Raw genomic sequence first — 25720 nt, forward strand, 5'->3', positions numbered from 1 at the left:
TTACAACTCATATCTCAAGTATGAAGTATATCTTGTCCTAAGTGCTTCTGAAGTATTTCGTGACCGTTTGGCTAAATTATCGTTCAAATCACAATAACTTATTCTACCAAGCGAAATTGTTGGGCTTTACGGTCAACGTTGGGATAGGGTTCCGGCTTTTCTTAGTGCCATTCGGGATAGACATTATGAACCTCTGAGGGATCAAAACCTGTTTTACCTCCCTTAGAGGCTTTTTTCTTCTATCGGATGAAAGTAGTGGTCGCGCTTAACTTAGTGCCATTCGTACAACAGAGCTGAATTGGAGCCGACCGTTGCGGCTGAATTGGTCTGCCAACACGTTCTGATAGACTGCTTCATAGCCATCCACCATAGAATTTAAGCTGAAGCACTGTTCTACATGTTGGCGACATGCATGGCGATCGATTTCGGCAACCTTCGCCAACGCTTCGATGCACTCCTCAACGGTATGACAAAGGAAACCAGTCTTGCCATGAGTAATGATTTCTGGTGCAGAACCCATCGCCATCGCAATCACGGGCGTTCCACTGACCATTGATTCGGTCATTACCAGTCCAAAGGGTTCTTGCCAAGCGATGGGAAAGAGAGTTGCGACGGCACCCCCCATCAAGGCATTCTTTTGAACATGGTTTGCTTCCCCCAAAAATTCAATTTGCTTACCGTCAATATGAGGTTTAATATCCTGCTCGTAATAATCCGTATCGACGCGATCGATCTTACCTGCGATCTTTAAGTGCCAACCTGTTCGTTTAGCAATCTCAATTGCCAAATGGGTTCCTTTCTCAGGTGAGATTCGTCCCAGGAAAGCCAGGTATGGCGGATCGTCGGGTTTTGGATGAAAGATGAAGGTGGTTGGGTCAACTCCGTTGTAAACCGTAGCTACATAATTTAGTTCCAGATCCATACGGCGTTGAGAGTTAGAGATACTGATGAAATTTTGGTGTTTATGGTTCACATACATTTGTTCTATCAGTGGGGCAAAAATCCCATGAAGGGTGTGAACTGTCGGGGTTTTTACCAGATTGGCATAGGGCAGGGCTTGAAAATCGATGTGAGAATGGATGATGTCAAATTCGTTTGCCCGATTGTAGACTTTGCTGAGTTGCATCATGTTGTATATCTGCGCCTCGTGAGGCGATATTCCTAACTGCCGGAAAGATTTTGAAATGCTGGGTTCCAGTTCGGCAAGAGTCATTGAATCTGCTGTGGCGAACAGTGTAACGTCATGTCCTCGCTGGACTAACTCATTCGTCAACAGTCCAACAACAAGTTCAGTGCCACCATAGGTTAAGGGAGGAACGCGCTCTCCTAAAGGGGCAACTTGAGCAATTCGCATTCGTGATTCTCCTAAAAACTGAGTCTGAAATGTTTATTAAAGCCACCCAAGCAGGATCTGCTTTAGGAACTCTGATTGCCACGCTAACGCTGAAAGATAAGCATTTGATGAGGAAATTCTGAGGCGGTTTATAAGGAAATTCTGAATAGAAAATTTTTACTTTGATACAAGAAAGCCTTCGTGTAATCCCTCTTCCGTCAATTAGTAAGATTCGCCTCCAAATAGGGGAATTACCACCCCAACTGCTTAATGATTTCATCGGCAAGATGGAAAACATTGAATGGCTTGAAGATGACTCCAGCAAGGTCGAAAGGGCACAATTCTAGCCGATCGTCTGACGGGTCGGTTGCAGTGAACAAAATCACTGGGATCGACTGCGTGATTGGGTTGGTCTTTAAAGTTTGCAGCAGAGCCAGCCCCTCCCCATCCAGATTGAGATCCAGCAAAATCACATCAGGATGCTGCCCTTTTGCTTGCTCTAGTCCCGCTTGTACAGACTCAGATGTTATGACGGTCCAACCCTTTAGTCGTTCTAGCGTAACTTTAACAATGCGGCTTAGTTCAGGTTCGTCGTCAACGACAAGAATGCATCGATCGCCATAGGAAGAGGACATTATATTTAGGGTTACTCTATCGAGTTGGAACACATTTTATCATGGAAATTTAGTCTGGTATTGGCAGCGTGAAGTAAAATTTGCTGCCCCTCCCTAATTCACTCTCTGCCCAGATGCGTCCGCCATGCAGTTGCACAATCAGACGACAGATTGACAGCCCTAATCCTGTCCCCCCCTTTTGGCGAGAATCAGACATATTAACCTGTTGAAACTGCCCAAAAATGGTTTCTAGCTTCTCACTTGGAATGCCCCGTCCTTGGTCGGTCACTCGAAATAAAACCTGCTGAGGTTGTGGTTCTACATTAACAGAGACGGTGGTTCCAGCAGGAGAAAATTTGACGGCATTGTTAATTAAATTCACCAGCACTTGCACTAGCCAATCCAGGTCTGCCCAAACCTGAATGTTTCCAGTGGACGATCGCAAATCAACCTGGTTTGCTTCTGCCAAGTTTTGCACACTGGAGAATGCCTGTTGCACAAGCGTAGCCGCCTCACACCATTGCTTTTTCAGTTCCACCTGTTCTGACTCCAGTTGGTTCAGTGCCAGAACATCATTAACCAGTCGCACCAATCGCTCGATATTGTTGTTGGCAATGCCTAGCATCTCTTTCGCCGTTTGGGGATCGTCATCCAAAACTCCGGTTGCCACGAGTCCCAGCGCCCCCCGGATTGAGGAAAGCGGTGTGCGAATTTCGTGGCTGATGATGGAAATGAATTCACGCTTCATCCGTTCTAACTCACGCTGTTGAGTGACATCCCGCACGATCAGCAGCCCGCCGTTATGCGTCTCACTGCCGTTGTGGAGCGGCGAATAGCGGGCTTCGATCCACTGGCGCTGTCTGGTTTTGGGGTGGGTAAAGTGAAAGTCGAAGGTCGTGACGGTTTTTTCTATGCCGGGATGAAAGCCTTGCAATGTTTTAGCGTCCAGGAGAACAGCAAACACGTCTACTCCATGTCTGCCCATGACGTCTTCCTGCCGCAGTCCGGTCATCTGTTCCATTGCAGGATTCCAGAGGGTGCAACAGCCATCAGCATCAAAGGCAACAATGCCGTCTACGCTGCTGGTGATTAGCTGGAGCGATCGCTCCTGTTCAGAACGTAGAGCGCCTTGCAAACGCACCAGGGTAGAAATGTCACGCCCCTCAACGATCACCCAGAGGATTTGATGGGTCTCGATCGCGTAGATGGGTTTTGCGGATATATCGAAGGTGTGGAGGTTGCTGCTGGCATCGAGAATGTCAACTTCTTGATGGAAAAGCTGTCCGGCGGCAGCCTGAGCGACTAACGTTTTGGCAATTTCCTGAAGTTCGGCGGTGGCATTCCAGGAGGGGAATTCCCAAAACGGTTTGCCAATGACAGCCTCACGCTCAACGTTCGCGAAGGTGAGCGGATTTTGATTGATTTCCAGCAACATTCCATCGGGGGTGAGCAAGCCGAGAAACTGGTACATTTGGTCGAAAACAGCTCGGAATTTGGCTTCGCTTTCCTGGAGGGCAATTTCTGCTCGTTTGCGATCGGTGACATCTAAGGCACGTGACAGGATAGATATCAACTCACCTGCCTCATTCCTTAAGACAGAGTTATACCACTCGCAGTAAACGATTGAGCCATCTTTGGTATAGTTGCGGTTATACATCGTTTTGGACTGTTTATCCCCATTTACCAGGGATTCAATGACCTCTCGGCGAGCGGCTGCTTCATCTTCAGCATGGACAAATCCCAAATCGATCAGGCGTTTGCCAAGCACCTCCTGGTTTTTCCACCCAAAAACGTTTTCCGCCTGCGGTGACCACTGCACGACACGCGCTTCAGAATCAAACTCTATCACAGCGAGTGGAGAGTTCATGACGTGATACGTCAGGCGTTGGTGAGCGACACGCAGTGCCTCCTCAGACTGCTTGCGAGCCGTGATATCTCGATAGAAAATGCCAAGCCCCTCCTCAGAAGGGTAGGCGTGAATCTCCAGCCAGATATCATAGCTGGGCGGCAAGTAGTAGTGATGCTCAAAGTGAACCGGAATCTGCTCCGCCATTGCCCGTCGATACTGATGCTCTATGTTGGTACCGACTGATGCGGGCCATTCCTCCCAGTGTGTTTTTCCCAGCACTTCTGTGGCAGGTTTGCGGTTGACCCGTTGCGCTTCTGAATTTTGGTAAATAATTCGCCAGTCGCGATCGAGAGCAGTAAACGCATCCGTCATGCTTTCCAGCAACCGATTAATCCGGTTGTAGGCATCCTCAGCCTGCTGTTGAGCCGTCTCACTGATCAGCCGCAGTTCCCGCTCTTTCTGCGCCGCTTCTTGACGCATCCGAGCCATCTTGAGCGTTGCCTCAACTCGCGCCAACAGTTCCCGCGCTGAAAAGGGCTTGATCAGGTAATCATCCGCTCCGGCTGCCAGTCCTTCAATCCGCGATTCTTCTCCAGCCCGGGCAGACAGCAGAATGATTGGAATCTGTTGAGTGTCTGGGTTCGCCCGGAGCGCTTGTAACAAGCCAAAGCCATCGAGGCGAGGCATCATCACATCGGTTAAGACCAAATCGGGCATCTGCTGCGGAATGGCGGCTAATGCGGCGACTCCATCCGACACGACTTCTACCTCATACTGTTGATTCAATAAATGCCTCATATAGTGGCGCATATCGGCATTATCGTCAGCGAGGAGGATGCGAGCAGGGGGGGCGGGTGAGTGGGTGGACGGGTAGATGGGTGGAGGAGTAGATGGGGGGTGTTCCGCTTCACGCATCCACTCATCGACCCGTTCACTCCTTTCGTCTGGTAGCCAGCGCAACGCTTCCGCGATATAAGGGGTAGCTCTTGTCTCTATTGAGGCAAATGAACGCTCTGCACCAATGAGTTGGGCTTCGCCGTGTTGTAGTTGTAGACGATCGCCTGGCAAATGACTGTATCCAGTGGGAATTGATATCGTGAAACAGGTTCCCTGACCCACCACGCTACTGACCCGAATGCTGCCACCATGCAGTTTCACCAACTCCTGCACTAAGGACAATCCAATTCCTGACCCTTCATAGCTCCGTCCTGCTGCCCCCTTTACCCGATGGAATCGCTGAAAGATATGAGGCAGTTCTTCGGCGGGAATGCCCGTACCCGTATCTCGCACTTCTAGAATGACATCAGGAAGGACGGACGTAGAAGTGTGAAGGGTAAAGGCTGACGGTTCAAGTTGCGATCGCGATACTCCAAGTTCTAAGGTGGAAGCGCCGAGTTCTGAGGTGGAAGCGTCGAGTTCTGAGGTGGAAGCATCGAGTTCTAAGCTCGAAGTGTCAGGTTCCGAAGTCAGTGATTCGAGATCAAAATCTACCGCTTGAAGTTCTGAGGTGGAATCGTCAGCTTCGGAACTCGACGTTTGAAGCATTCTCCTCTCTTCCCATCGTAGACTGACGACAATTTCACCCTCAAAGGTGAATTTGAAGGCGTTAGAAAGCAAGTTGAGGACAATCTTTTCCCACATTTCGCGATCGACATACACAAGCTGAGGCAGCGGGGGGCAGTCTACCCGTAACCGTAAACCTGCACGCTCGATCGCAGAGCGGAATACCCCTGCCAAATCGGTTGTTAACATCGCCAGGTCTGTTGGCTCGTATACTGCTCCAATCCGCCCTGCCTCAATCCGCGTGAACTCTAGCAGTGTATTGACCAGTTTCAGCAAGCGTTGGGCGTTACGATGGGCAACCTGGAGTTGGTGTTTTAGAGTCGGTAAGTAGGCGGGTAGGTAGGGCGATGGAGTCTCATTTATCCTCTCACTCCCCTGCTCCTCTAAACTCGCCAGTGCATCTTCCAAGGGACCGAGCATGAGTGTTAGGGGTGTGCGAAATTCATGACTGACATTACTGAAGAAAACGGTTTTAGTGCGGTCTAGCTCCGCCAATGCTTCTGCCCGTTTCCGTTCTGCTTCGTAAGCCTCCGCATTGGCAATACTGGCTGAGATTTGCCCTGCAACCAAATCGATGAATCCTCGATAGTTGCCGTCAAACAGCCTGAACGGATTTAACCCAACCACCAAAATGCCAGCTTTTCCGGTCTGGCCTGATGCAGCAATGGGTATGGAAACTGCTTGATGCGGCATTTGCTGCCAGGCACCCGTGGGTAAGTTGTCAAACAATGCTTCCAAGTCCGTAATCAAGCAGGCTTTTGGGGTTCTGACAACGTCTGCAAGCTGCCAAATCGAATCATCGTCAAACGCAACGGCTTGAGGAACGGCAGGGTGGTCTCGATCAATACTAGATGTCCCTGCCAGAACAATCTGTTGTTGCTCCGGCTCGATGAGATAAATCATCGCAAAGGGAAGATCGTAAGGATTGGTTTCCAGGCAGCTTGCACTGAGAGTGCAGACTTCATCGAAAGTACGGGCATCTGCTGTTCTGGCTGCCAGTTCCTGCAACAGCGCTAACTGACGCTCACCGACAATGCGCTGGGTATCGTCCGTACAGGCGCAAAAAATACCGCCTGTGCCGCCACGATCATCGGGGATGGGGCTGTAGGAGAACGTCACATAGGTTTCCTCTAGATAGCCTTTCCGCAACATGATGAACAACAGCGCTTCGTCAAACGTTCCTTCATTTTTGCGGATCGCCGATTCTATCCGAGGTTCAAGTTGATCCCAAAGCTCATGCCAGACGCGGGAAGCGGGAAGCCCCAGGGCTGCCGGATGTTTGTTTTGGAGGAAAGAACTGTAGGCGTCATTATAGAGGTTAATCAAGTCTTCGCCCCACCAGATAAACATAGGTTGGCGCGATGTCAGCACAATGCGAAGAGCGGTCTTTAAGCTTTGTGACCAATGCTCTGGTAAGCCTAACGAGGTTTGCGACCAGTCGGCGTTACCTTCGGTATACGCGAAGCGTGCTCGCATCAGCGCACCCATTTCACCGCCGCCTGCAAACAGTTGGTCTAACACAGCCTGTTCATTGGTCATAGCATGGCTCCTATTGTGAATACAGCCGTTCTCAGTTCACTTGTTTTCTCCTCAGGGTCTGCTTTTTCCAACGGTGAATGAATCAGATAGTTGTCCCAGTCGTTTCAAAATTCGCTGAATCAAATCGGCTTCTACAATTGGCTTCAAGACATAATCATCTGCTCCTACGGCTAATGCCTGATGTAGGGTATTAGCATCGGAATGCGCGGAAAGGAACAACACAGGTAACTGGCTCCAGTGCGGATCGCTCTTGACCACCTGGCATAGTTCAATACCATTGAATCCTGGCATCGAGACATCCAGCAGCAGTAGATCCGGGCAGGTCACTTCCAGGAATTGCCAGAACAGAGTTGGGTCTGCTAAAGCCGTTACTTGAAACCCTCTCGGTTCTAGGTTGGCTTGCAGCCGTGTTAATAAGACTGAATCGTCATCCACAATCAACAGTTTAGCAGCGATCGCCTCGATCGGGTTGAGAAGCTGAGTGACGACCTGGAACACTTCAGAGGGCATCGCGGGTTTTTGCAAAAAGGCATTCGCTCCCAGACGAGCCACTTCCACGCGCTTGCTCAAATCACCCTGCCCGCTCAGCACCACTACCGGAATCGTCGGGAACTGACGCTTAAGCTGTGCCAGTAGGGTTAACCCGCTTTCCGTAGTGTTAGAAAAGGTAAGATCCAGCACGATCGCATTCGGCATACGGGATTGCAGCCGCTCACGGGCACTGATCAGGTCGCTAGCCGTTTCCAGATGAACAGCCCAGTTAGGAGCCTCTACCTGCATTGGCTCAAGCATGTTTGGGTCGTCGTCGATCATAAAGACTATAGGGGACACGGTGAGGGGAGGACGCGGCGACGCGGCGAGTACTTCTTGATTCCCCGTATGCCCGTATCCCCGTGTCTCCGTGTCCTCTTCTATCTCCGTGTCTCCGTGTCCCCGTATCCCCGCGTCTTCGCTACTTGGCACAGCAAACATAGGCGATCGCTGGGTAATGCACCGGAGTTGCTGAAGCAGCGGTTCAACTCGAAACGCTGACTCGGATTGCAACACAGCCGTTGAGGAGTTTAGAACACGTTCGATCTGACGGGCAACCTCTGCTGCGTGTGGAATGCCAAATGCTCCCAAAGAGCCGATGAGCCGATGAGCAATGGTTTGGGCGTGCTGCCGCTGGTTGGGGTCGAGAGAGTTTGTTGTAAGATGGGCGATCGCCTGCTCCAGCGTTGCGAGTTGTTCCTGCAATCGCTCCTGAAACTCTTGCCACATCTGCTGAATCGTTGCTATTGCTGCGGTATAGTCAGCATCCATACCGCTAGTACTATCACACTGGGAATGGTCAGACTGGGAATGAAGAGTGCCATTCCCTTCTTTTCTCATCTCTTCATCATCCTGCCGCTCCTCGGGCAATGATCTCAATCGATATCCCAAACCATATAAGGTTTCGATCGGATTAGACGTTAGCCCTGCCATTTGGAGCTTTCGCCGCAATCCACGAATCTGGGTGGTGACTGCCTCTTCGCCCGGACATTCATCAATCGACCAAATGCGATCAAGCAGCGTTTGTCGATCAAAAATTCGACGTGGGCGTCGTAAGAATAACTCCAACAGTTTGTATTCCTTAGGCGTGAGGTGTAGAGGTTTACTCTGGTAAGTTACCTGACAATGATTTGGGTCAAGCTGCAACTCGCCCCAGCAGAGTACCTCCGTTAACTCAGTGTTGCCTCGTCGTAACAACGCGCGAATTCGGGCAAGTAGTTCCGATCGCTCGTAGGGTTTGGTGACATAATCATCGGCTCCTGCCTCAAAGCCTGCCGCCACACGGTCTGCCGGATCATCCTTCGCAGTCAGTAGCAAAATGGGGACACGCTGATTCTGCGTTCTCAGTTGCCGACAGAGGCTAATGCCATCCAATCCTGGTAGCATTACATCCAGCACAATCAGGTCATACTGGTTCGTCTCAACGAATACCAGTGCTGATTTGGCATTATGAGCTGCATCGATCGTAAACAGTTGGGCTGACAAAAAGCCGACTAGGGCGGCTACCGTATCTCGATCATCTTCAATAATCAGAAGTCTCATACATAGAACCTTACAGATTATGTCTTGCAAGTCCCTAATATGAAGGAATACGCCAGGTTAGAGATTTCAGAGGTAACTGAGGTATCTTTCGTTTTATCAGGTTGCTATCAATTCCTCATCCCTCTAAAGCTTCAAAATATGTAAAGTTTTATGAATAATTTCGTTGGCAAATTACCATGATTTCCTCAGAAAGCCCTTAGGTTCCCTTTCTAAGGTGTAGAAGCATCCATATTCAAGCAGTGTGGAATTGTTTCAGCAACTCATCCAGCTACTTAGTGGATGCTAAGTAACAATATCCTTCTTTTTTAGATGTAACAAAACTTCTTTAGATGTAACAAATAACTGTTGCATCTAACACATGAGGGATCAGCGTACAAATAAAATTCGCTGAAATTCGACGAGCAAAACATCTCTTGAGTTGCTGCGGTATTCAAGAGATGAGCCTTCACTCTATATCAAAATGATCGCAGCAAAACTAATTTGCAAACCTGTGTTTAACATCCTACAAAAACACATCAGCCCAAGATGGTTGATGGTTATGATATTTCCAATCCTCATTCTAAATGCTTGGCTAGTGATCAAAACGCTCCAGTACTTTCAACCTCTGGTGGCGATCGTGATTCTGGCAGCACTTCTAGCATTCATCCTGAACTATCCCGTTCAATTTCTTCAGCAGCATGGTAACAGACACAGTGTTGCAGTGGTTGTTGTCTTTCTCCTCACCTTATTGATCCTGATGGGGTTGGGGATTACATTAATACCTCGTTTGATTGAGGAACTCAGCCAGATCGTGGTAACAATTCCAGATTGGATTGAAGCCAGCAACCAACGGCTTGAGAATTTGCAAGCTTGGGCAGAACAGCGACATTTACCCGTGAGCTTGAGCCTGCTTGATACTCCGATTACAAAATTATCCTCGAATAGCTTGCAATCTATCGCCAATCCCCTTTTATCCTTAACCATGAGTACGGTTGGGAGCGCCAACAATATTGTTTTCACGATCGCTCTAACCTTCTATTTTCTACTGGATGGGGAAAGCATTTGGAAGGGTATTTTTCAATGGATGCCTAACCACGTCACTACGTTGTGTGAACAATCCCTTGAGCAAAATTTTCAGAATTACATCATTAGACAAATCACGTTAGCTTCTCTGATGGGAAGTTCCATGATGGTGTTATTTCTGCTGTTGAAAATTCCATTTGCTCTCCTGTTTGGATTGGGTATTGGCGTTTTAACCTTGATTCCATTGGGCGGTTTTTTGGGCATATGCTTAACAGGTCTGATTATTACTGTCCAAGCTCCTGTCCTGGGTTTGAAGACATTTGCTTTGGCGCTTTTAATTGACCATATTGATCAGGCGATTGCTCCCCGGCTACTCGGTCGTTTTACAGGACTAAGACCGGCTTGGATTTTAATTGCGCTATTCATCGGCACAAAACTATTTGGATGGTTAGGACTCATTGTTTCAGTTCCCTTGGCTGGTTTTGTGAGAGACACCCTGCACGAACTTCGGAACGCTTCTGTGGATACCGTTATTGGCTTAGAAGCACCTGCAACATCAGATCATTCACCTCTGGAAAAACAAGTTTGATTAGTAATGCTTCAAATACCTAAAACTGCTCGAAAGAAGAAAATCATAGCGAGCTTGATGAGTCGCAACCGTCAAAAGATTAGTACGCAAGAGCGCATCAAACAATTAGACCAGCTGCTCGACTGGTATGATGACCTGACTCCTGCGGACACAAAAACTGCACAAACTATCCGTAAAGCCTTTTTGCTGACACTGGAATACGCACCAGAAATCATTCGGGAAGAGCGGTTTTCCCAATTTTTGGCTGATCGCATTGAATCAGAAGATTTTGCGGAGTTAGAGTGGGAAACGCCGGAAGCAGTGATCAATTATTGTGAATTGCTTTACAGCGTTCGCTTCCACAGCGATTCAATGGCAAAACATGTGCATTGTCTAGAAGAAATCCTGTTGCGTTACGCATTGCAGCAGTATGAGCGGCGAGGGGCACACGAGAAGATGTTTCGGCTGTTAAAGTTAGCACCCACGTCTCCATCGATGACCGATGCAGAACTCCGTCGGCTTAAAAACTGCACTTACCTTTATGAAATGCGACGAGTCAATCAAAATCGCCGCTGCCTCTACACTTATCTCGTCTTCCAAATTGTACTGATTGGGGTTGTCTTTCCCCTTCTATTTATTCACGCTGAAAATGAAGCACTTCAACAACACATTGGGCGATCGGCTCAGTCTATATTTCAGAGCCAGCCACAACAATTCCTCTCGTACCTCGATGGGTTATATTGGGCGATCGTTACAGCCGTGGCAATCGGGTATGGTGACATCGCACCTGTAACCGGGCTAGGAAAGCTTCTTGCAGGAATACTGGGTGTTTTAGGTGTACTCACCACGGGCGTTATTGCAGGACTGATTCTAAATTGGTTATCTGAACGCCGCCTCGATTGAGGTGGCTGCTAACTCATCTATAGGTAAGTAATTGTTGTTTATTTGGTCAAAACACTGTAGTAATCACGTCTTTTGGAGACCATCAAACCATGCGCGTTAATTCTGTAGCTAACCCAATGTTTCATCAAGGTCAAACAATTCGTTTTGTGGGTGGAACTGGCATCATTCGTGACTATCAACTTCAGTCAGGAACTTGGAATTATCTAGTAGAGATGGAGCCAGAGCTAGAGGTGGGTAGGATAGGATATGAAACCATGATCTGGCTTTCCGAAGTAGATATTGTCCACTAAATCAATCATGAGATTTCTAAAGGGTTTTCGTTTTTCATTGGTGATCGCAGGATGTGTTAGCGTAGCGTAACGCACGCCCACCGTCGTTTTGGTGCGTTACTGCTCGCTTGGTGCGCGATAACAATACAGAACCTGTGCAAGCAAATGAGCGAACCGACCCACAGCATCTCATCTAGGTAGCGATCGACCTATTGAAAGCGACAGGGGTGGACTGGTAGCAAGTTCGCAATGTGCAAGACCTCAAAACACTTCTAAACCTATTAGATGATTAGAGCTTAGACCGGAGGCATCCTGAGCCTCGATTGCTGTCCGCCAACGATTAATTTTGAAGCGCCGATCCTTCCGACGACAACAAGTTAAGTCGTCTCAAACCCTGAATCCTCTCTTCCGTAGGAAATTTAGGGTAAATGGCTCATTTTTACACGAGCCGTTGCCATACCCCTTTAAGTCTGTTGCCATACCCCTTTAAGTCTTGTGACAAGAGCGGTAGCACATTGTTTTGCCTGTAGAGGAAAAGCCTGTGAGTCGGCAGCTATCATTGGTCAACAAGCGAGCTTTGGAGAAACAGGGTGTCGTGCTGCTAGGTGAAGAAGTTGAAATCCTCAAACCTTTGCTCTACTGCGGTCAGCGAGGACGGCTGCTTCAGCGAGAAGAGATGTGTCATGGTGATTTTTCGGACCGCTGGCTGGTCTTGGTTGACACGGAGCAGGAAAGTTTGATCTTGTCTCTAGCCGCTATAGAGTTTCGTGTGTGCCGAGAGACCTAAACTTCTGGTGGCGTTTCCCCAATGCCAAGTGTTTTTTTGCTTGACTCCAGTTGTTCCCACAGGGCTTTGATTTGCTCATAAGCGGCACCAGGGGGAAGTTTGCCGTTGGTTTCGAGCGCACAAATATAGCTTACTTTCTGGGCGAACTCCTGGAGATTGGCGTTAAATGCAAGGTGCTGCGGGCTAAAGTTGCCGTGGTAGCGGCTACGCGGGTAGAGAAAGTTGTCTCTGCTATTGGTCATCGGTCGGTGTTTCCACTAAGCTAGCGTAAGGTAGAGCAGGGTAACCAACATGAGAGTGAATAACATCAAACTTGTGCGCCTGTTCGTACATTCGCATGAGGGTTATGTCGCAAAAACTGTTCAAGGACAAACGATCGGTAGAATTTGCATTCTCTTAAGCAGTAATTTCAAACAGTGCTTCAATAAACTTGGCTTGAGAGACACTATGCCCTTGTTTAACTCCTTTTACCTGTCCTTTCCTGATCATATTCATCGCTTCGATTCCACTCAATGTTCTTTTTTCACTGTTGAACAACTCGAATCCCATCATCGGTTTCATCGTGCGCTGGAGGATAATTTGGGGCAAAAAGTGCCGCCACTTGTAGCTTGCTTCCCGCAGGGTACAGAGAAGCAGTAGGCATCGGAGGAAGAAAAGGCAAGGCTAGTCCTATTTACCTTTTGTTTTCATTCAGAACCCCAAAACATATCTGAGGAATCTGGATCACAAAAAACACCAGTTTCATTTCCCCGATCGCTGTAAACGAAGAAATTTGATAGATAGTCGATTGGTGGTACTCGATGAACGAAGTAGTAATAAGTGATTGGATAATCTCTCCTCATTACATCTTCATCCTCTGGAAATTCGATACGTCCACTGGATAGTTCATAGCTCTGTTGCCTCCATTCTTCCCAAGTTATGCAATTCATGGTTGTTGAGCCTAAACGGATTAATGAATTTGCTCTAACTTAGCGAGCAATCTTAAGCAAAATCTGATGGAATACTGAGGTTTTTAAGTTCGTTCCCTGACCCTCAAGCATCGGTTCTTCTGCAAGCAATCACAATTTCCTCGAAAAGCCCTTAGATTTCTTCTCTATTGTTTCGACAAGATGTAGCACTCAAGTACTGAGACGAATGGCACTAAGAAAAGCTGTAAACTATGTGGAATATGGGTTACAGCTTTTAGTGCCAATTGAGCATTAATGGCATGAAAAACTGAGACTATGTCACAGGGAAATTCTGTTGGTGAGTAGATCCCAAAACAGACCCGTCAAGTAATTGAACAAGGAGATCACAAAGATGGCAAATCAACACCTTAGTACACTAAAAGTCGCAATTCTGGTAACAGATGGTTTTGAGCAAGTAGAAATGACGCAACCCCAGCAAGCTCTAAAGCAGGCAGGTGCTGAAACTCATATCGTTTCCCCTAAGCCCGATCGCGTTCAGGGTTGGAATCATTTTGATAAAGGCGATTTTTTCCCTGTAGATATCTCTCTAGTAGTTCGCCAAGTGAACTTGGCGGGGTAAAGGGTAAGGGGGAAGGGGGAAAGGGTTTAAATCTCTTACCCTTTTCCCTTTCCCCTTTCCCCAGTCCTCACGAGCGCATTTTTGGGTTGGCAGACTACTAGAGCAAGCTAATCCGTCTGACTATGATGCCCTGCTGCTTCCAGGTGGTGTGGCTAATCCTGATCAACTGCGAGTGAATGATCAGGCGATCGCCTTCGTCAAGTCTTTCGTTGAAGCTGGCAAACCCATAGCCGTAATCTGCCATGTACCTTGGACACTGATTGAGGCAGATGTCGTGCGCGGGCGACGGCTTGCATCGTGGCCCTCCCTCAAAACCGATCTGCAGAATGCCGGAGCAGAGTGGGTAAATCAGGAGGTTGTGGTGGATAGCAACCTCGTGTCAAGCCGCAAGCCCGACGATATTCCGGCGTTTAATCGGGAAATGATCAAAGTGTTCAGTCAGGCAGGAAAAGTGCGGCAGATGGCGTAACGGTCATAATTTCCTCAGAAAAACCTTAGATTTCTGCTCTATTATCTCGACAAGATTCAGCGCTCAAATGCTGCGACTGGCAATCTCTAGTAGTCTGCCAACCCAAAAATGCGCTCGTGAGGACTGGGGAAAAGGGTAAGGGATTTAAACCCTTTCCCCCTGCCCCTTATCCCCAGAGGGGGCCCCACCTTCCCCTTTACCCCGCCAAGTTTCCTTGGCGAACTACTAGCAGTAGATCAGTGTTACCAAAAAGAGGTAATTGCAATGACCACACCCATAAAAGTTGAAAAGACAGTCACGATCGATAAACCGGCAGAAGACCTCTACCGCTTTTGGCATAACTTTGAGAACCTACCGCGTTTTACAAGACACCTTAAAAACGTGAAAGTGTACGACGATCGCCGATCGCATTGGATTATCAGTGCCCCATTAGATAGCAGTGTTGAGTGGGATGCAGAAATTGTTGATGATCGCCCAAATGAATTGATTGCCTGGAAATCGGTTGCAGGAGCAGACATTGATAATGCTGGCTCTGTGCAATTTAAACCTGCTCCTGGCGATCGTGGAACCGAGGTCAGAGTGGTCACGGCATACAATCCACCTGCTGGAGCCATTGGAGATGCGATCGCTACACTCTTTGGCGAAAACCCAAAACAGCAAATTGGAGATGATCTTGCCCGCTTCAAGATGCTAATGGAAGCAGGCGAAATTGCCACAAACGATGGTCAGCCATCGGGACGCCGTAACTCAAAGGACTAATCACGATGAAAGCAGTGTGTTGGTATGGTACGGAAGATGTGCGGGTAGAGACTGTGCCTGATCCCACAATCCTCAACCCGCGTGATGCCATTCTCAAAGTAACCGCCACAACCATTTGCGGTTCTGATTTACACATTTACGATGGCTTTATTCCCACGATGGAACCCGGTGACATTCTCGGTCACGAGTTCATGGGAGAAATCGTTGAAGTGGGGAGCGAAGTCAAGAAGCTGAAGAAAGGCGATCGCACGGTTGTTTCTTCAGCGATCGGCTGTGGTCACTGTTGGTACTGCAAACTGCAGCAGTGGTCGCTGTGCGATAACTCCAATCCGAATGGCTGGCTCCAGGAGAAAGTATACGGACATGGCACAGGGGCAATCTTCGGCTACTCTCATGCCTTTGGCGGCTATGCAGGATCTTTTGCTGACTATATCCGCATTCCCTTTGCAGATTTCACAGCGATTCCGATTCCCAAAGACATTCCGGATGAAAAATTCCTGCCTGTTTCGGATGCGTTTCCCACAGGGTATATGGGAGCAGATTTGTGCAACATTCACCCAGGAGATGTGGTTGCGGTTTGGGGCTGTGGTCCAGTGGGACAATTTGCAATGAAGAGTGCCTACCTACTGGGCGCAGAGCGTGTCATTGGCATCGATCGCTTCCCGGAACGCCTGCAACTGGCAAGGGACTTTGCCAAAGCCGAGATCATCAACTACGAAGAAGTGGATGTCCTCGAAGCACTCAAGGAAATGACGGGAGGACGGGGTCCCGATGCCTGTATTGATGCAGTCGGGATGGAAGCCCACGGCAAAGGGCCAGAGGGGCTGTATGACAAAGCCAAACAAGCCATACGTTTAGAAACCGATCGCCCACACGTGCTAAGGCAAATGATGATGGCGTGTCGCAAAGGTGGCACCTTAGCCATCATGGGAGTTTATGGCGGCTTTGTGGATAAATTGCCGATGGGCGCAGCCATGAACAAAGCCTTGACCTTCAGGATGGGTCAGATGTTTGGTCCAAAGTATATTCCCAAGTTAGTGGAGCATGTTTTGAACGGTGATGTTGACCCCTCGGCTGTGTTGACGCATCGCTTGCCTCTAACTGAAACAAAGCAGGGCTTTGAGATGTTCAAGCACAAGAAAGACCAGTGCATCAAAGTGATGTTGCAGCCGGACTAGGCTCATCTCACTTAGGAATACGTGAATAAGAATAAACAATGGGGGTTGTGTCACAAGTACGACACAACCCTATTTATTAGGTGCCTAGATCCCAATTTAAAGCAGATGCGATCGCCCGGTGCAATGTCAGCGGGTCAAAGGGTTTGGCTATGATTCCTTTAACTCCTAGTGTTTCATAATGATGGGGTTTGAGTAATCCAGCCTGTGCAGTCAAAAACACCACAGGTATAAACTGCATTTCCGGCTTAACCCACAGTGCATCCAGAAACATATAGCCATCCATTTTTGGCATCATAATGTCCAGCAGGATCACATCTGGTTGTTCAGCGATCGCCTTGAGTAACCCTTCTTCTGCCGATGTCGCGGTAATGACAGTCCATTGGGCTAATTTTTCCAAGCAGGTTTGCACTACCCGTTGCACATCGGGTTCGTCGTCAATTAACAAGATGCGCTTTGATGCAGAGGTCACCATCATCGTCTGTAACAGCACTGTGCCGCCTCTCTTAAAAGAAAAGACTATAAACCATTGAAGTAACTACCTATGAAAGATCAATAATTCAAGGAAATTGTGAGGAGATTCTGAGCGATTAGCATCACCAGGCTACAACTCTGTTCTACTCTCCGTTCTAAAGATAGGTTACTACCAATATCGTGTCTGGTTAAGTGCTTATAAAACCCAAAATGCGAAAGCTACACTGCTTTCATTTTAAATAAACTCGGAATTTTTTGTGAGATAGATGAGGCGTGTAGTTGAACAGGCTCATTAAGATGCGATCGCGACTCAACAACTCCTGCGAATTCACCATAATTTCCTCAGAAAGCCCTTAGATTTCCCCTCTAGAGTTTCAATAAAGTGCCATAAAAGCAAATTAAGCAAGATAAGCAAGAGAGGAAAAAACTATGAGAGCAGTTTGCTGGCAAGGGGCGAATAAAGTGGGGGTTGAAACTGTACCAGATCCCAAAATTATTAACCCACGCGATGCCGTTATCAAAATTACGTCAACCGCAATTTGTGGGTCTGATTTACACCTCTACGATGGATTCATTCCGACGATGGAGCAGGGCGACATTCTCGGGCATGAATTCATGGGAGAAGTTGTTGAAGTTGGTAGTGAAGTCAAGCGAATTAAGGTTGGCGATCGCGTCGTCAATCCATTCCCGATCGCCTGCGGTCACTGTTTCTTCTGCAAACAAACGCTTACATCTCTCTGCGACAACACCAATCCCAATGGATGGATGGCAGAAGCGATTATGGGATATTCACCCTCCGGCATTTTTGGCTACTCCCATATGCTAGGAGGCTATGCAGGCGGTCAAGCAGAATATGCCCGCGTTCCCCATGCTGATGTTGGTCTATTCAAGATTCCAAACGGATTAGCAGACGAACAGGTACTGTTCCTTTCAGACATCTTTCCCACTGGCTATATGGCAGCAGAAAACTGCGATATTAAGCCGGGTGATATTGTTGCCATTTGGGGCTGTGGTCCCGTGGCTCAATTTGCCATTCGCAGTGCCTATATGCTGGGTGCTGGACGTGTCATCGCTATTGATCGCATTCCTGAACGCCTGGAGATGGCAGAAAAAGGTGGGGCAGAAACGCTCAACTTTGAGAAAGTTGACGTGGGTGAAGCCCTCAAAGAAATGACGGGCGGACGCGGTCCCGATTCAGTCATGGATGCCGTGGGCATGGAATCTCACGGTTTGGGTCTAGAAGGATTTTATGACAAAGCGAAACAAGCTGTACGGTTAGAAACCGATCGCCCGCATGCACTCAGACAAGCGATCGTTGCCTGTCGCAAAGGGGGCACGGTATCGATTCCAGGTGTATTTGGTGGATTTGCAGACAAGATTCCCATGGGTGCTGCAATGAATAAAGCCTTGACCTTTAAGACTGGACAAACACACGTTCATCGCTATATGGGACTGCTGCTCGATCGCATCCAAAATGGCGAGATTGATCCTTCCTTTGTGATCACCCATCGCCTGCCGCTGGATCAAGCTCCGGATGGTTACGAGATATTTAAGCACAAAAAGGATCACTGCATCAAGGTCGTACTCAAGCCAGGACAGAGTACCTGAAATCCCAGTGAGGCAATCTTAGAATTGCTGATGATATCGATCGTCTCAGAACTGTCTCATTGCTGGAATGCTTCGGGGCTATTGGCTTCCAACCCCTTACCGTTCAACGCAGTTAATTTATTAACGACTCAGATAATTTGTTAAGCGACACCTGTCCTTCGCCCACAGAAAGCTGGGCGATCAAACTGGCGTTAAGAATATCTAAAGATGGGGGTTGTGTCACAAGTACGACACAACGCTATTTACTAGGTGCCTCCGCTCGGATCGTCAAGTATTTCCAGCATCCGTCCATCGCCTACGCTGCCTAAGTAAGTGTAGTTTCAATCATTGCCGGGTTAATAACAACACGCTTGATTGATTTCAGGCTTAGTGGGTGTCGGTGCATCATCCACTGACTGCTCCAGGGGAAACGCACCTTATTTCCTAACAAAAACTAATAAGGATTTCAAAATCATCTATATAAGTGCAAAAATTGACACAAATATAAATAAACTAAATCGATTTTTTGCAGACCGACCCATAAATTAATTTATCTCTAATCAGCAATTCTCATTATGAGAATGGTTATCAACACTTTTAGCGTAAAACTAAGAGCTAATTTGTAAACTTAAGTAAAGTCCTTGTCTTGTATACTTTTCAGGAATTTGAGCCAATAATGCACTTATTTGCTGAAACTCAGACCTCACAATGATTTGAGTATCCTTAAGATTTTCTTTACGAATCAGCTCTAACTGATGGAACATGAAATCTATTGAGAATGTTGCTGAATAATGAATTGAAGGTATGTATGGCTATTGAAAACAAATTAATAGGTGCAAGAATCCACCAAGTAATACATAGAATAAGAAAAATACCCATGTATTACACGGAATTGTGAATATTCTCAAAAATCATGTTTTCAGCTTGAGTTAGGATGAAACTCTAATTCCAAACCGTGGATCATAAAGTCGAGTAGATTGTCCCAGGAATCAAAGTAGAGATAACGGGTTAAAGCTCGTAAATCATCAAAAAAGGTCTTGCGCGTTGGTAAATGCTGGCGAATAAATTGGTATTTTTCCGAAGTGAGGTCAAGTAGAGTATGAAATAGAAATGCCAGAATGTTAAAGGTAGCTAATAGGGAAGATAAATGGTTTTTACCATGTCCAAAGTTGTGTTCTAAGTTATAACCCTTGGTCTTAAGTGTATTGTTATTTTCGTTTTCAACTTTCCATCTGGTGCGGCCAGCCGATACAATTGCCTCAACGTTAATATCAGTGATTTGATGATTTGTGGCAAAGCTGTTTTTGTAAACCATAGTGCCATCAGAGCGAGTAACAGTTAATTCACACCAGTTAACTAATAAGGCATCTTCACCATCCCGCAAGGGAATTTGATTCACATAACGATACTTATAAATCTCATAAACTTTACCTTTCCACCGTTTAATACTTAATGTATCAAGAGGCATTCCTTCTAACCACTCATAAAGTGTTTTATGAGATTTAGGCTGACACACAAGAACAAAATTTAACTGTTGTTTTAGAATCTTTTCACACAAAGGTTGATGGCAATAAAGATCATCGCCTAAGATGGTAATACCAAGAGATGCATACTGTAAGCCATATTTCTCAATCCAACGCTTTGCCGCCGCATTTTCACAATCTTGCTTTTTGTGTCCATCTTGAGGCACAACAAATTCTGGTATCAAGGGGATTACTTTGGAATTACCAGGACTAACAATTACTGGTGTCACCACTGTATGAAAATACTGAGTTGTTCCGTTTCTAAAAGTTCTGCTTGAACAATGTTGGCAATGAATTTGGTTGGAGCAGAAATATTCTGTCCCATCCAGAGCTATCAGTAAATTATTTTTAAATGAGCGAAATGCTTCCAGGTGTTTACCCTGCTCCAATGCTCTAAAAATCTCATAAAACACCGGGAATACTACAGATGGTTCCACATCATCCAGCAAGTCTCTGATATGGTTATCTGTAGGAATCTGATGTACTCCAAATAGATATACCAAAATTTCTTCTAGGAAAATCATCATTTCATTTGCATCAATCATTCAATAGACAGCTGGTGTGTTGCGTGACTCTACGCTCCAAATTAATAGCAGCCTATGATGTCATCACGTTTCACCTTCTTGAAACGCTAACTCCAACGAAAATGGTAGGCATCCAGGATTGACAGCCGCCCACTCATTGGCTTCTGCAATTAGAGTTTTGTTACCTGAATCAAGATAAAATTGCATTTTGGCACTCTGCTCCAGTCTTTCCCGTTCCTTGCCCCCAATTAAGCATCGTGCAATCAGGCAATACTCTCTAGCTACACGTTTGGCGTAAGATGCTGCTTGGAGTCGCAACTTAGTCAGATTCTTCAGTTCTGACAAAGCCAGAGTTGTTGCTGAATCGCCTGAAGATGTACTTTGCTCGCTAACTTCGGCTTTTTGTGACGCTTCAGGCAGCACAATTGCAGGTGTAGATGCAGTAGGTGGAATACTGACAGAATTGATTAATAAGTTTTTGTTATTGTAATTTTCAGCCGTGCTGCGGTTAGAAAGGTATTTAAAATCCTTATCTGAATTACTTTCATTAACGTTTTGATCCAGTTGTATAATATTTGAATAAACTGATGAATTATCAGAATTATTGACAGATGAAGTTAAAGACAAATCTTCTGACTGTAATAAATTCAATTCTTCAGAATTAAAATTAGTTTCCTCAAATTCATCTTGTACCTCTGGTACAAACAATTCCCCTTCAGACACAGCAACTTCTTCAAAACTTGCTACTGCCTGCTGCCCTGTAAAGGCATCGGCAGCAGGAGGTAAGTAGTTACACAAAACCTTCATATAGTAAAAATGACCGTCATTTTCCTTTTGGTAAGGGTTTTCAACACTCTGTTTTGCAAATGAGTTTTGAAAACTATTAAATTGCCCGTCATTGCTTGATTGATAAGGGTTTAAGCTATTTTCTGCCCACGGGTCTAAGATGTAGCGCGTAGGATGCCACAAATGCAAGTGCTTTTGTAGTGTCTCTTGTGAGATAGTTTTGTGAAAGCGGCGCTTGTATTCATCACGTATTGCTTTACCCCGTTCAGTAGCCCCTACTGGCAAGCCTCTATCCCACTCTATTGCCCTTACCACTAACTGGATACGTTGTTGAGCTTTTTGGCTACGTTCCCAGTTCTGTTGCTTACGACGGTCAAATGGGATTATGTTGTCTTTGGGTTTATCGATGCTGAGAATACCTGCTATGGCTTCTGCAAATGTGTTGGCGAATGTACCCAACAACCTTTCGGGATAACTAATGTAGGCGCTATACCATTTGTTGCGAATTGTGGATTCTACCCAATGCCGCACTCTAGCTTCGATTTCGTGTTGGTGTCGGCAATACTGGCTGTAGCCTGGGGCGTTAATTGCGGTAGTAAGGCAAAATTCGACTAATTTATCACTCTCTAAGTCTAAAAAGACGATTCCGTAGCCTACGAAGATTTGTAGGAGGGTGTTTGTTTGTCCTTTTCCTGTCCAGCCTGTAGTGATGATTTCTTCCCAGTTGGCACGCCACTGTACAACGTCAGCAGATTCTTGCTTGCGATATCTCTCCCGTGAAATTTGTTTTTTGGCTTTGTTCGCTACCCGTTTTAGTTTCGTTAAATCTTGCCGACTGGCCGCGCGATCGCAATAATCGAGGAAGATAGAAACTGAGTCGCTAATTGGTTGTAGGTCATCATTAAGTAAAAATGACCCGCTACCCGGTTGCATGGGGCAACGGATGGCTTTGTAGTTGGTTATTTGTTTGGCACTATATGGTTTGGTGTTGGGGAAGATTTCTAGGTGTCCTTGGCGGAGGATAAAGCCTGCATTTCTCAAGGCAATCTCTAGGGCGCAGGCTAGGGGAAAGGTGGGTAGGGGGGATGCGAAGCTTAGGATTAGGTGATAACCGCCACTAAAGCTGGACTGGAGGATGATGATATCGACTATGCCGATGTCCTCTAACACCGCTTTGATGCGATTTATGGATTGAATGTTATGGTAGTCGCCTTCTAGGTCTAAATCGATTGTGGCGTAACGTGTTGTGTCGTTAAAGCGCAGACCTACTAGTTTCGACTTGTCTTGGTGCAGGTTCCACAGTTGGGAGGGTTGGAGGTAATAGTCGATGGTACGCCATGCTGGTTTTGCACCTTCTAATAAAGAAGGGGCAACTATCGCCCCAAATGGATGCCAAAAGCGCTCTACGTAGCGTTTACCCACGGATTCTGCGGGCAGGTGGGGTTTGATTTTCTTTTTTGAAGGCTGTGAAAGACTTAATTGGGGCTTGTTCTCGACATCTGAAGAGAAATTTTCTTGGAACATGAGTGACTGTCCTGATGATTTTTGTGCATCAGGTAGCCTCGCTGTTGGTCAAAATGTGTTAGCCTAAATTTGAAATTTTTATGTTTAAGCGGTTGGTTATCCGCTTGTTGGAGACGACTGGTAATCGTCTCGTGGTTGAAAGCAAACAAAGGTTTATACTTGTTTAGGCTTAGATATACGTAGGCTTAAGCTAAGATTTAGTCCAACACGCTTCACCAACAACAATGCGACTACCCAACTTTTTTTTGGTTATTATTTAAATGAGGCAGTTCTAGCAGAGTTGTCACTAAATTGACAAAAGAGTTTTAGGATGACAATGCAAAGCTAGTAACACCCACAAGTGTCACCCCACATTGGCTCTTATTAGTACAACTGGTGAAGATGAAATTACTCATACTCCACCACCGAGTTAAAAAACAAAAAACAGTCAAATATCTTGATACGAGTTCAGCACTCAAAACAGTGAACTCATACTGTAATCAGTATTGAGATGCTAATCTAGTAAGTAATGTTAAATTGTGGGATAAATTCTCTACTAAATTAGCAGCCCACAGCTACCTATGCAGCACAAATCTTATCCTTTTTTCTATTTGTAGATACTTCCATTGCTTTCATTTGGGTCTTATAATCTTCCCAAGTTTTTTCAAATACGTCAGACTCATACATCCGCAATAAAACCTCCTCTTTATCAGTTAAATTTGGGAGTTTTAACAACTCCGCCAAAGACACCTGAACTGGAAAAACATCACTAAACTTTTGCATTAATTGAAATATTCTCTTCCTCTGTGATGCAGATGGTTCATCCTGCAATTCTGCATCAATTTGTCGCGGGCGTAGATTCACAATTTCTAGGCTCATATTCCCTAAATTCCTCAATCCAAACACAACAAACTCATTAGTTATAGCAATAACCCGTCCCACAATTTCCAAATCGGGCCGCAGTCTCTTTTTGAATTGATATACTTGGTCAAGCTGGAAACGTCGAAACGGATTGCGCTCGCCATTCAGCATCCAAGCAATACCATCGCCTATACTACCTATCTCATCTGCCTCCAGAAGGTCTATTACCTGGTTACAAATATCTTGATTGCAAACAAACTTGTATGCTGCATCAATACTTCGGTTAAACTCCATCTCCAGTGCAACAACTGCCTTAAATTTTTCCATTTCTCGTAATTGAGAAATTAATTCAAAAACTTTCTTGCCCTTGTGATAACTACCAACACTTATATTTAGGTTTTCTGAAACCTCCCGAATCACGGGTTTACCCTTCTTTAATTGAGACTGACTCTCATTTATCGAATGATTCAAATTTGAACACTTCGATTGATTCAAACGACGAGCGCTTTCCCTCTGTCTTTCTTTCGCTTGGGGACGAAGTACGCTCTCCCAGTACTGCCCCTCGTGAAATTTCTGGTAATGAGTCTTCCCGCCTTCGCGATGAAGATTAAAGTCAAGCACTAGTTTCAAATCTTCTTCAGGCGAACCAGACTCGACAAATTCCACTTTCACAGTGGAAATCCCTAACTGGCGAGCTATCTGCAAGCGACACTTACCTGCCAATACCACATTCACACCAGTACGTGCAGATACCTTCAAAGATTCAAGAATCCCTTTTTCCGAGATACTTTTTTCCAAAGCTGGACGTTCCTCATTCTCACCATATATTTCTATCAGCTTCGGATGAACAACCAACTCCGCAGGCGAAATATATACGATTGCCGGATTCTGCACCTCAAACATTATTGATACTCCGGATCACAAATTGTCACTCAAAAGATAAGTTCAAGAAGTGAAAATCGCGACATTCAAGCAGAAAAAGCTTATGCCGCAACATTTACAGCACTTCTATCCCTTGGAAAAACTGATTATTTTAAAAAATAGTTAATTCTTGTAAATACCAAAGATTACCTACCAGAAAATTCTCTTTTAGAGATTTTCTCCCGCAGTAACTATTATTCTCAACCCATTGACAACTAATACAACTGAAGAGATATTTAAAGCACTTATATTGGCACAAAAAGCATCTATCCGAAGAAAGATTTGTAAAACTGTGTAAATTCATGATATGATGGCTCTAGATAACTAAATTGACAAAACAAAATTCCGTCCTGTCTTAGTAACAGGTGGGGTTTGTTTTTTTCTCAAAGCCCTGTTTGCAGCAGGGCTTTGAGTGAATCTTTAGGAAAAATGGACTCTACAAAAAAAGTATATCAGGCTTCATTCCATTTGGCAAAATTGTACAGTAAAGAGGGGTAAATTTTTAGATGCCTCGTCTTCAAATACTAAATTCTCTTGAAAAGCAAGCACTAGAGCACATAGCAGCGACCAGCAGCGATGAAGTTAGCAAAAGAGCGAAAATTTTGCTGGGACTAAACGAAGGCAAAAAATATGTAGCCTTAGCCCAAGAGATTGGCGTAACCGAAAACTCAATAGCAAAGTGGAAAAAAAGATGGACATCAAGTACCATCTTGTCAGAAACCCAGGAGGCGGCGATCGCAAAAGCTAACGAGGTATTAGGTGTAAACGTAGGCAGACCTAAGAAGTGCAAAAGTACAGAAGCGAGCAAAATCGTCGAAATCAGCGAATGGAGCAAGAACCGAAAACCCAGTCGTTCAAAGCACCATTACCATACGCAGGTAGCTGAGGAAGCTACTCGGAGGGGATTACCGACATTATCGCCAAGAAGTATAGGACGCATCTTGGAAGCCCAAACTTAATAGAAGGAATTATCAAGCAAGCACCATCCTATCTCAAGGAAGTAGTTTTGAAATCCCAATTTTTACCGAGGCTTTTCATCAAACTCTAAGCAAGCATTTCCACAAACTCGACTACTTGAGCAGAAGTTACTTGTTGTGCGATCAGAAATTGA

The 25720-nt window shown here is 45.9% G+C and carries 17 protein-coding genes and 2 pseudogenes; 9 read left to right on the top strand and 10 right to left on the bottom strand.

Annotated elements, in window-relative coordinates; translation table 11 throughout:
• Window positions 1–265: 265 nt before the first annotated feature.
• The 4 genes from V7K53_RS24000 to V7K53_RS24015 form a co-directional block, all read right to left on the bottom strand.
• Window positions 266–1354 (bottom strand): glycosyltransferase family 4 protein, encoded by a 1089-nt coding sequence (locus tag V7K53_RS24000; protein ID WP_335200057.1) that lies wholly within the window; start codon window positions 1352–1354, stop codon window positions 266–268.
• A 230-nt stretch (window positions 1355–1584) separates the two neighbouring features.
• Complete coding sequence (locus V7K53_RS24005; RefSeq protein WP_335200058.1) at window positions 1585–1968, bottom strand: response regulator; 384 nt, start codon at window positions 1966–1968, stop codon at window positions 1585–1587.
• A 49-nt stretch (window positions 1969–2017) separates the two neighbouring features.
• The gene (locus V7K53_RS24010; protein WP_335200059.1) at window positions 2018–6898 is read right to left on the bottom strand and encodes an ATP-binding protein; all 4881 of its coding nucleotides are present in this window, start codon (window positions 6896–6898) and stop codon (window positions 2018–2020) included.
• A 51-nt stretch (window positions 6899–6949) separates the two neighbouring features.
• Entirely contained in the window at window positions 6950–8971 is a 2022-nt protein-coding gene (locus V7K53_RS24015) for a response regulator (RefSeq protein ID WP_335200060.1), read from the bottom strand.
• Between the two features lie 538 nt (window positions 8972–9509).
• Here V7K53_RS24015 and V7K53_RS24020 point away from each other — a divergent pair.
• The 3 genes from V7K53_RS24020 to V7K53_RS24030 all read left to right on the top strand — a co-directional run bounded on the left by V7K53_RS24020 (window position 9510) and on the right by V7K53_RS24030 (window position 11734).
• Window positions 9510–10562 carry an AI-2E family transporter gene (locus tag V7K53_RS24020; RefSeq protein WP_335200061.1) on the top strand — a complete coding sequence of 351 codons (1053 nt, stop codon included), beginning with the start codon at window positions 9510–9512 and terminating at the stop codon, window positions 10560–10562.
• A gap of 57 nt (window positions 10563–10619) precedes the next feature.
• Complete coding sequence (locus tag V7K53_RS24025; RefSeq protein ID WP_335200062.1) at window positions 10620–11444, top strand: potassium channel family protein; 825 nt, start codon at window positions 10620–10622, stop codon at window positions 11442–11444.
• An 89-nt stretch (window positions 11445–11533) separates the two neighbouring features.
• Window positions 11534–11734 carry a hypothetical protein gene (locus V7K53_RS24030; protein ID WP_335200063.1) on the top strand — a complete coding sequence of 67 codons (201 nt, stop codon included), beginning with the start codon at window positions 11534–11536 and terminating at the stop codon, window positions 11732–11734.
• A gap of 762 nt (window positions 11735–12496) precedes the next feature.
• On the opposite strand, the gene V7K53_RS24035 is transcribed toward V7K53_RS24030, so the two are convergent.
• Together V7K53_RS24035 and V7K53_RS24045 are read right to left on the bottom strand one after the other, a co-directional pair.
• A complete protein-coding gene (locus V7K53_RS24035; protein WP_334717338.1) occupies window positions 12497–12742 on the bottom strand; it encodes a DUF7219 family protein in 246 nt (81 codons plus the stop codon).
• Window positions 12743–13186: 444 nt separating this feature from the next.
• On the bottom strand, window positions 13187–13429 hold the full coding sequence (locus V7K53_RS24045; RefSeq protein ID WP_335200064.1) for a hypothetical protein: 243 nt from the start codon (window positions 13427–13429) through the stop codon (window positions 13187–13189).
• 370 nt (window positions 13430–13799) lie between these two features.
• Between V7K53_RS24045 and V7K53_RS24050 the strand changes: the two genes are divergently transcribed.
• From V7K53_RS24050 to V7K53_RS24065, 4 genes and pseudogenes are all read left to right on the top strand, one after another.
• Window positions 13800–14027, top strand: a complete 228-nt coding sequence (locus tag V7K53_RS24050) for a DJ-1/PfpI family protein (protein WP_335200066.1) — start codon at window positions 13800–13802, stop codon at window positions 14025–14027.
• Window positions 14028–14112: 85 nt separating this feature from the next.
• Window positions 14113–14496, top strand: a pseudogene (locus V7K53_RS24055) (type 1 glutamine amidotransferase domain-containing protein); the annotation flags it as partial.
• 264 nt (window positions 14497–14760) lie between these two features.
• Window positions 14761–15255 carry an SRPBCC family protein gene (locus tag V7K53_RS24060; protein WP_335094150.1) on the top strand — a complete coding sequence of 165 codons (495 nt, stop codon included), beginning with the start codon at window positions 14761–14763 and terminating at the stop codon, window positions 15253–15255.
• Window positions 15256–15260: 5 nt separating this feature from the next.
• Window positions 15261–16433 carry a zinc-dependent alcohol dehydrogenase gene (locus V7K53_RS24065; protein WP_334873713.1) on the top strand — a complete coding sequence of 391 codons (1173 nt, stop codon included), beginning with the start codon at window positions 15261–15263 and terminating at the stop codon, window positions 16431–16433.
• Window positions 16434–16509: 76 nt separating this feature from the next.
• Here V7K53_RS24065 and V7K53_RS24070 read toward each other — a convergent pair whose 3' ends face one another.
• On the bottom strand, window positions 16510–16923 hold the full coding sequence (locus tag V7K53_RS24070) for a response regulator (RefSeq protein ID WP_335200067.1): 414 nt from the start codon (window positions 16921–16923) through the stop codon (window positions 16510–16512).
• A gap of 410 nt (window positions 16924–17333) precedes the next feature.
• Here V7K53_RS24070 and V7K53_RS24075 point away from each other — a divergent pair, with 410 nt between their 5' ends.
• Window positions 17334–18512: a zinc-dependent alcohol dehydrogenase gene (locus tag V7K53_RS24075; protein WP_334765665.1), complete on the top strand. Its 1179-nt coding sequence runs from the start codon at window positions 17334–17336 to the stop codon at window positions 18510–18512.
• 898 nt (window positions 18513–19410) lie between these two features.
• On the opposite strand, the pseudogene V7K53_RS24080 reads toward V7K53_RS24075, so the two are convergent.
• The 3 genes and pseudogenes from V7K53_RS24080 to V7K53_RS24090 form a co-directional block, all read right to left on the bottom strand.
• Window positions 19411–20508, bottom strand: a pseudogene (locus tag V7K53_RS24080) (ISNCY family transposase); the annotation flags it as partial.
• 114 nt (window positions 20509–20622) lie between these two features.
• Window positions 20623–22848 (bottom strand): hypothetical protein, encoded by a 2226-nt coding sequence (locus tag V7K53_RS24085; protein ID WP_335200068.1) that lies wholly within the window; start codon window positions 22846–22848, stop codon window positions 20623–20625.
• 558 nt (window positions 22849–23406) lie between these two features.
• Window positions 23407–24591, bottom strand: coding sequence for a hypothetical protein (locus tag V7K53_RS24090; RefSeq protein WP_335200069.1), 1185 nt, complete (start codon window positions 24589–24591; stop codon window positions 23407–23409).
• 524 nt (window positions 24592–25115) lie between these two features.
• Between V7K53_RS24090 and V7K53_RS24095 the strand changes: the two genes are divergently transcribed.
• On the top strand, window positions 25116–25568 hold the full coding sequence (locus V7K53_RS24095; RefSeq protein WP_335200070.1) for a helix-turn-helix domain-containing protein: 453 nt from the start codon (window positions 25116–25118) through the stop codon (window positions 25566–25568).
• The last annotated feature ends 152 nt before the right edge of the window (window positions 25569–25720 follow it).

Origin of the sequence: Nostoc sp. (assembly GCF_036917355.1) — a bacterium.
GTDB lineage: Bacteria > Cyanobacteriota > Cyanobacteriia > Cyanobacteriales > Nostocaceae > Nostoc.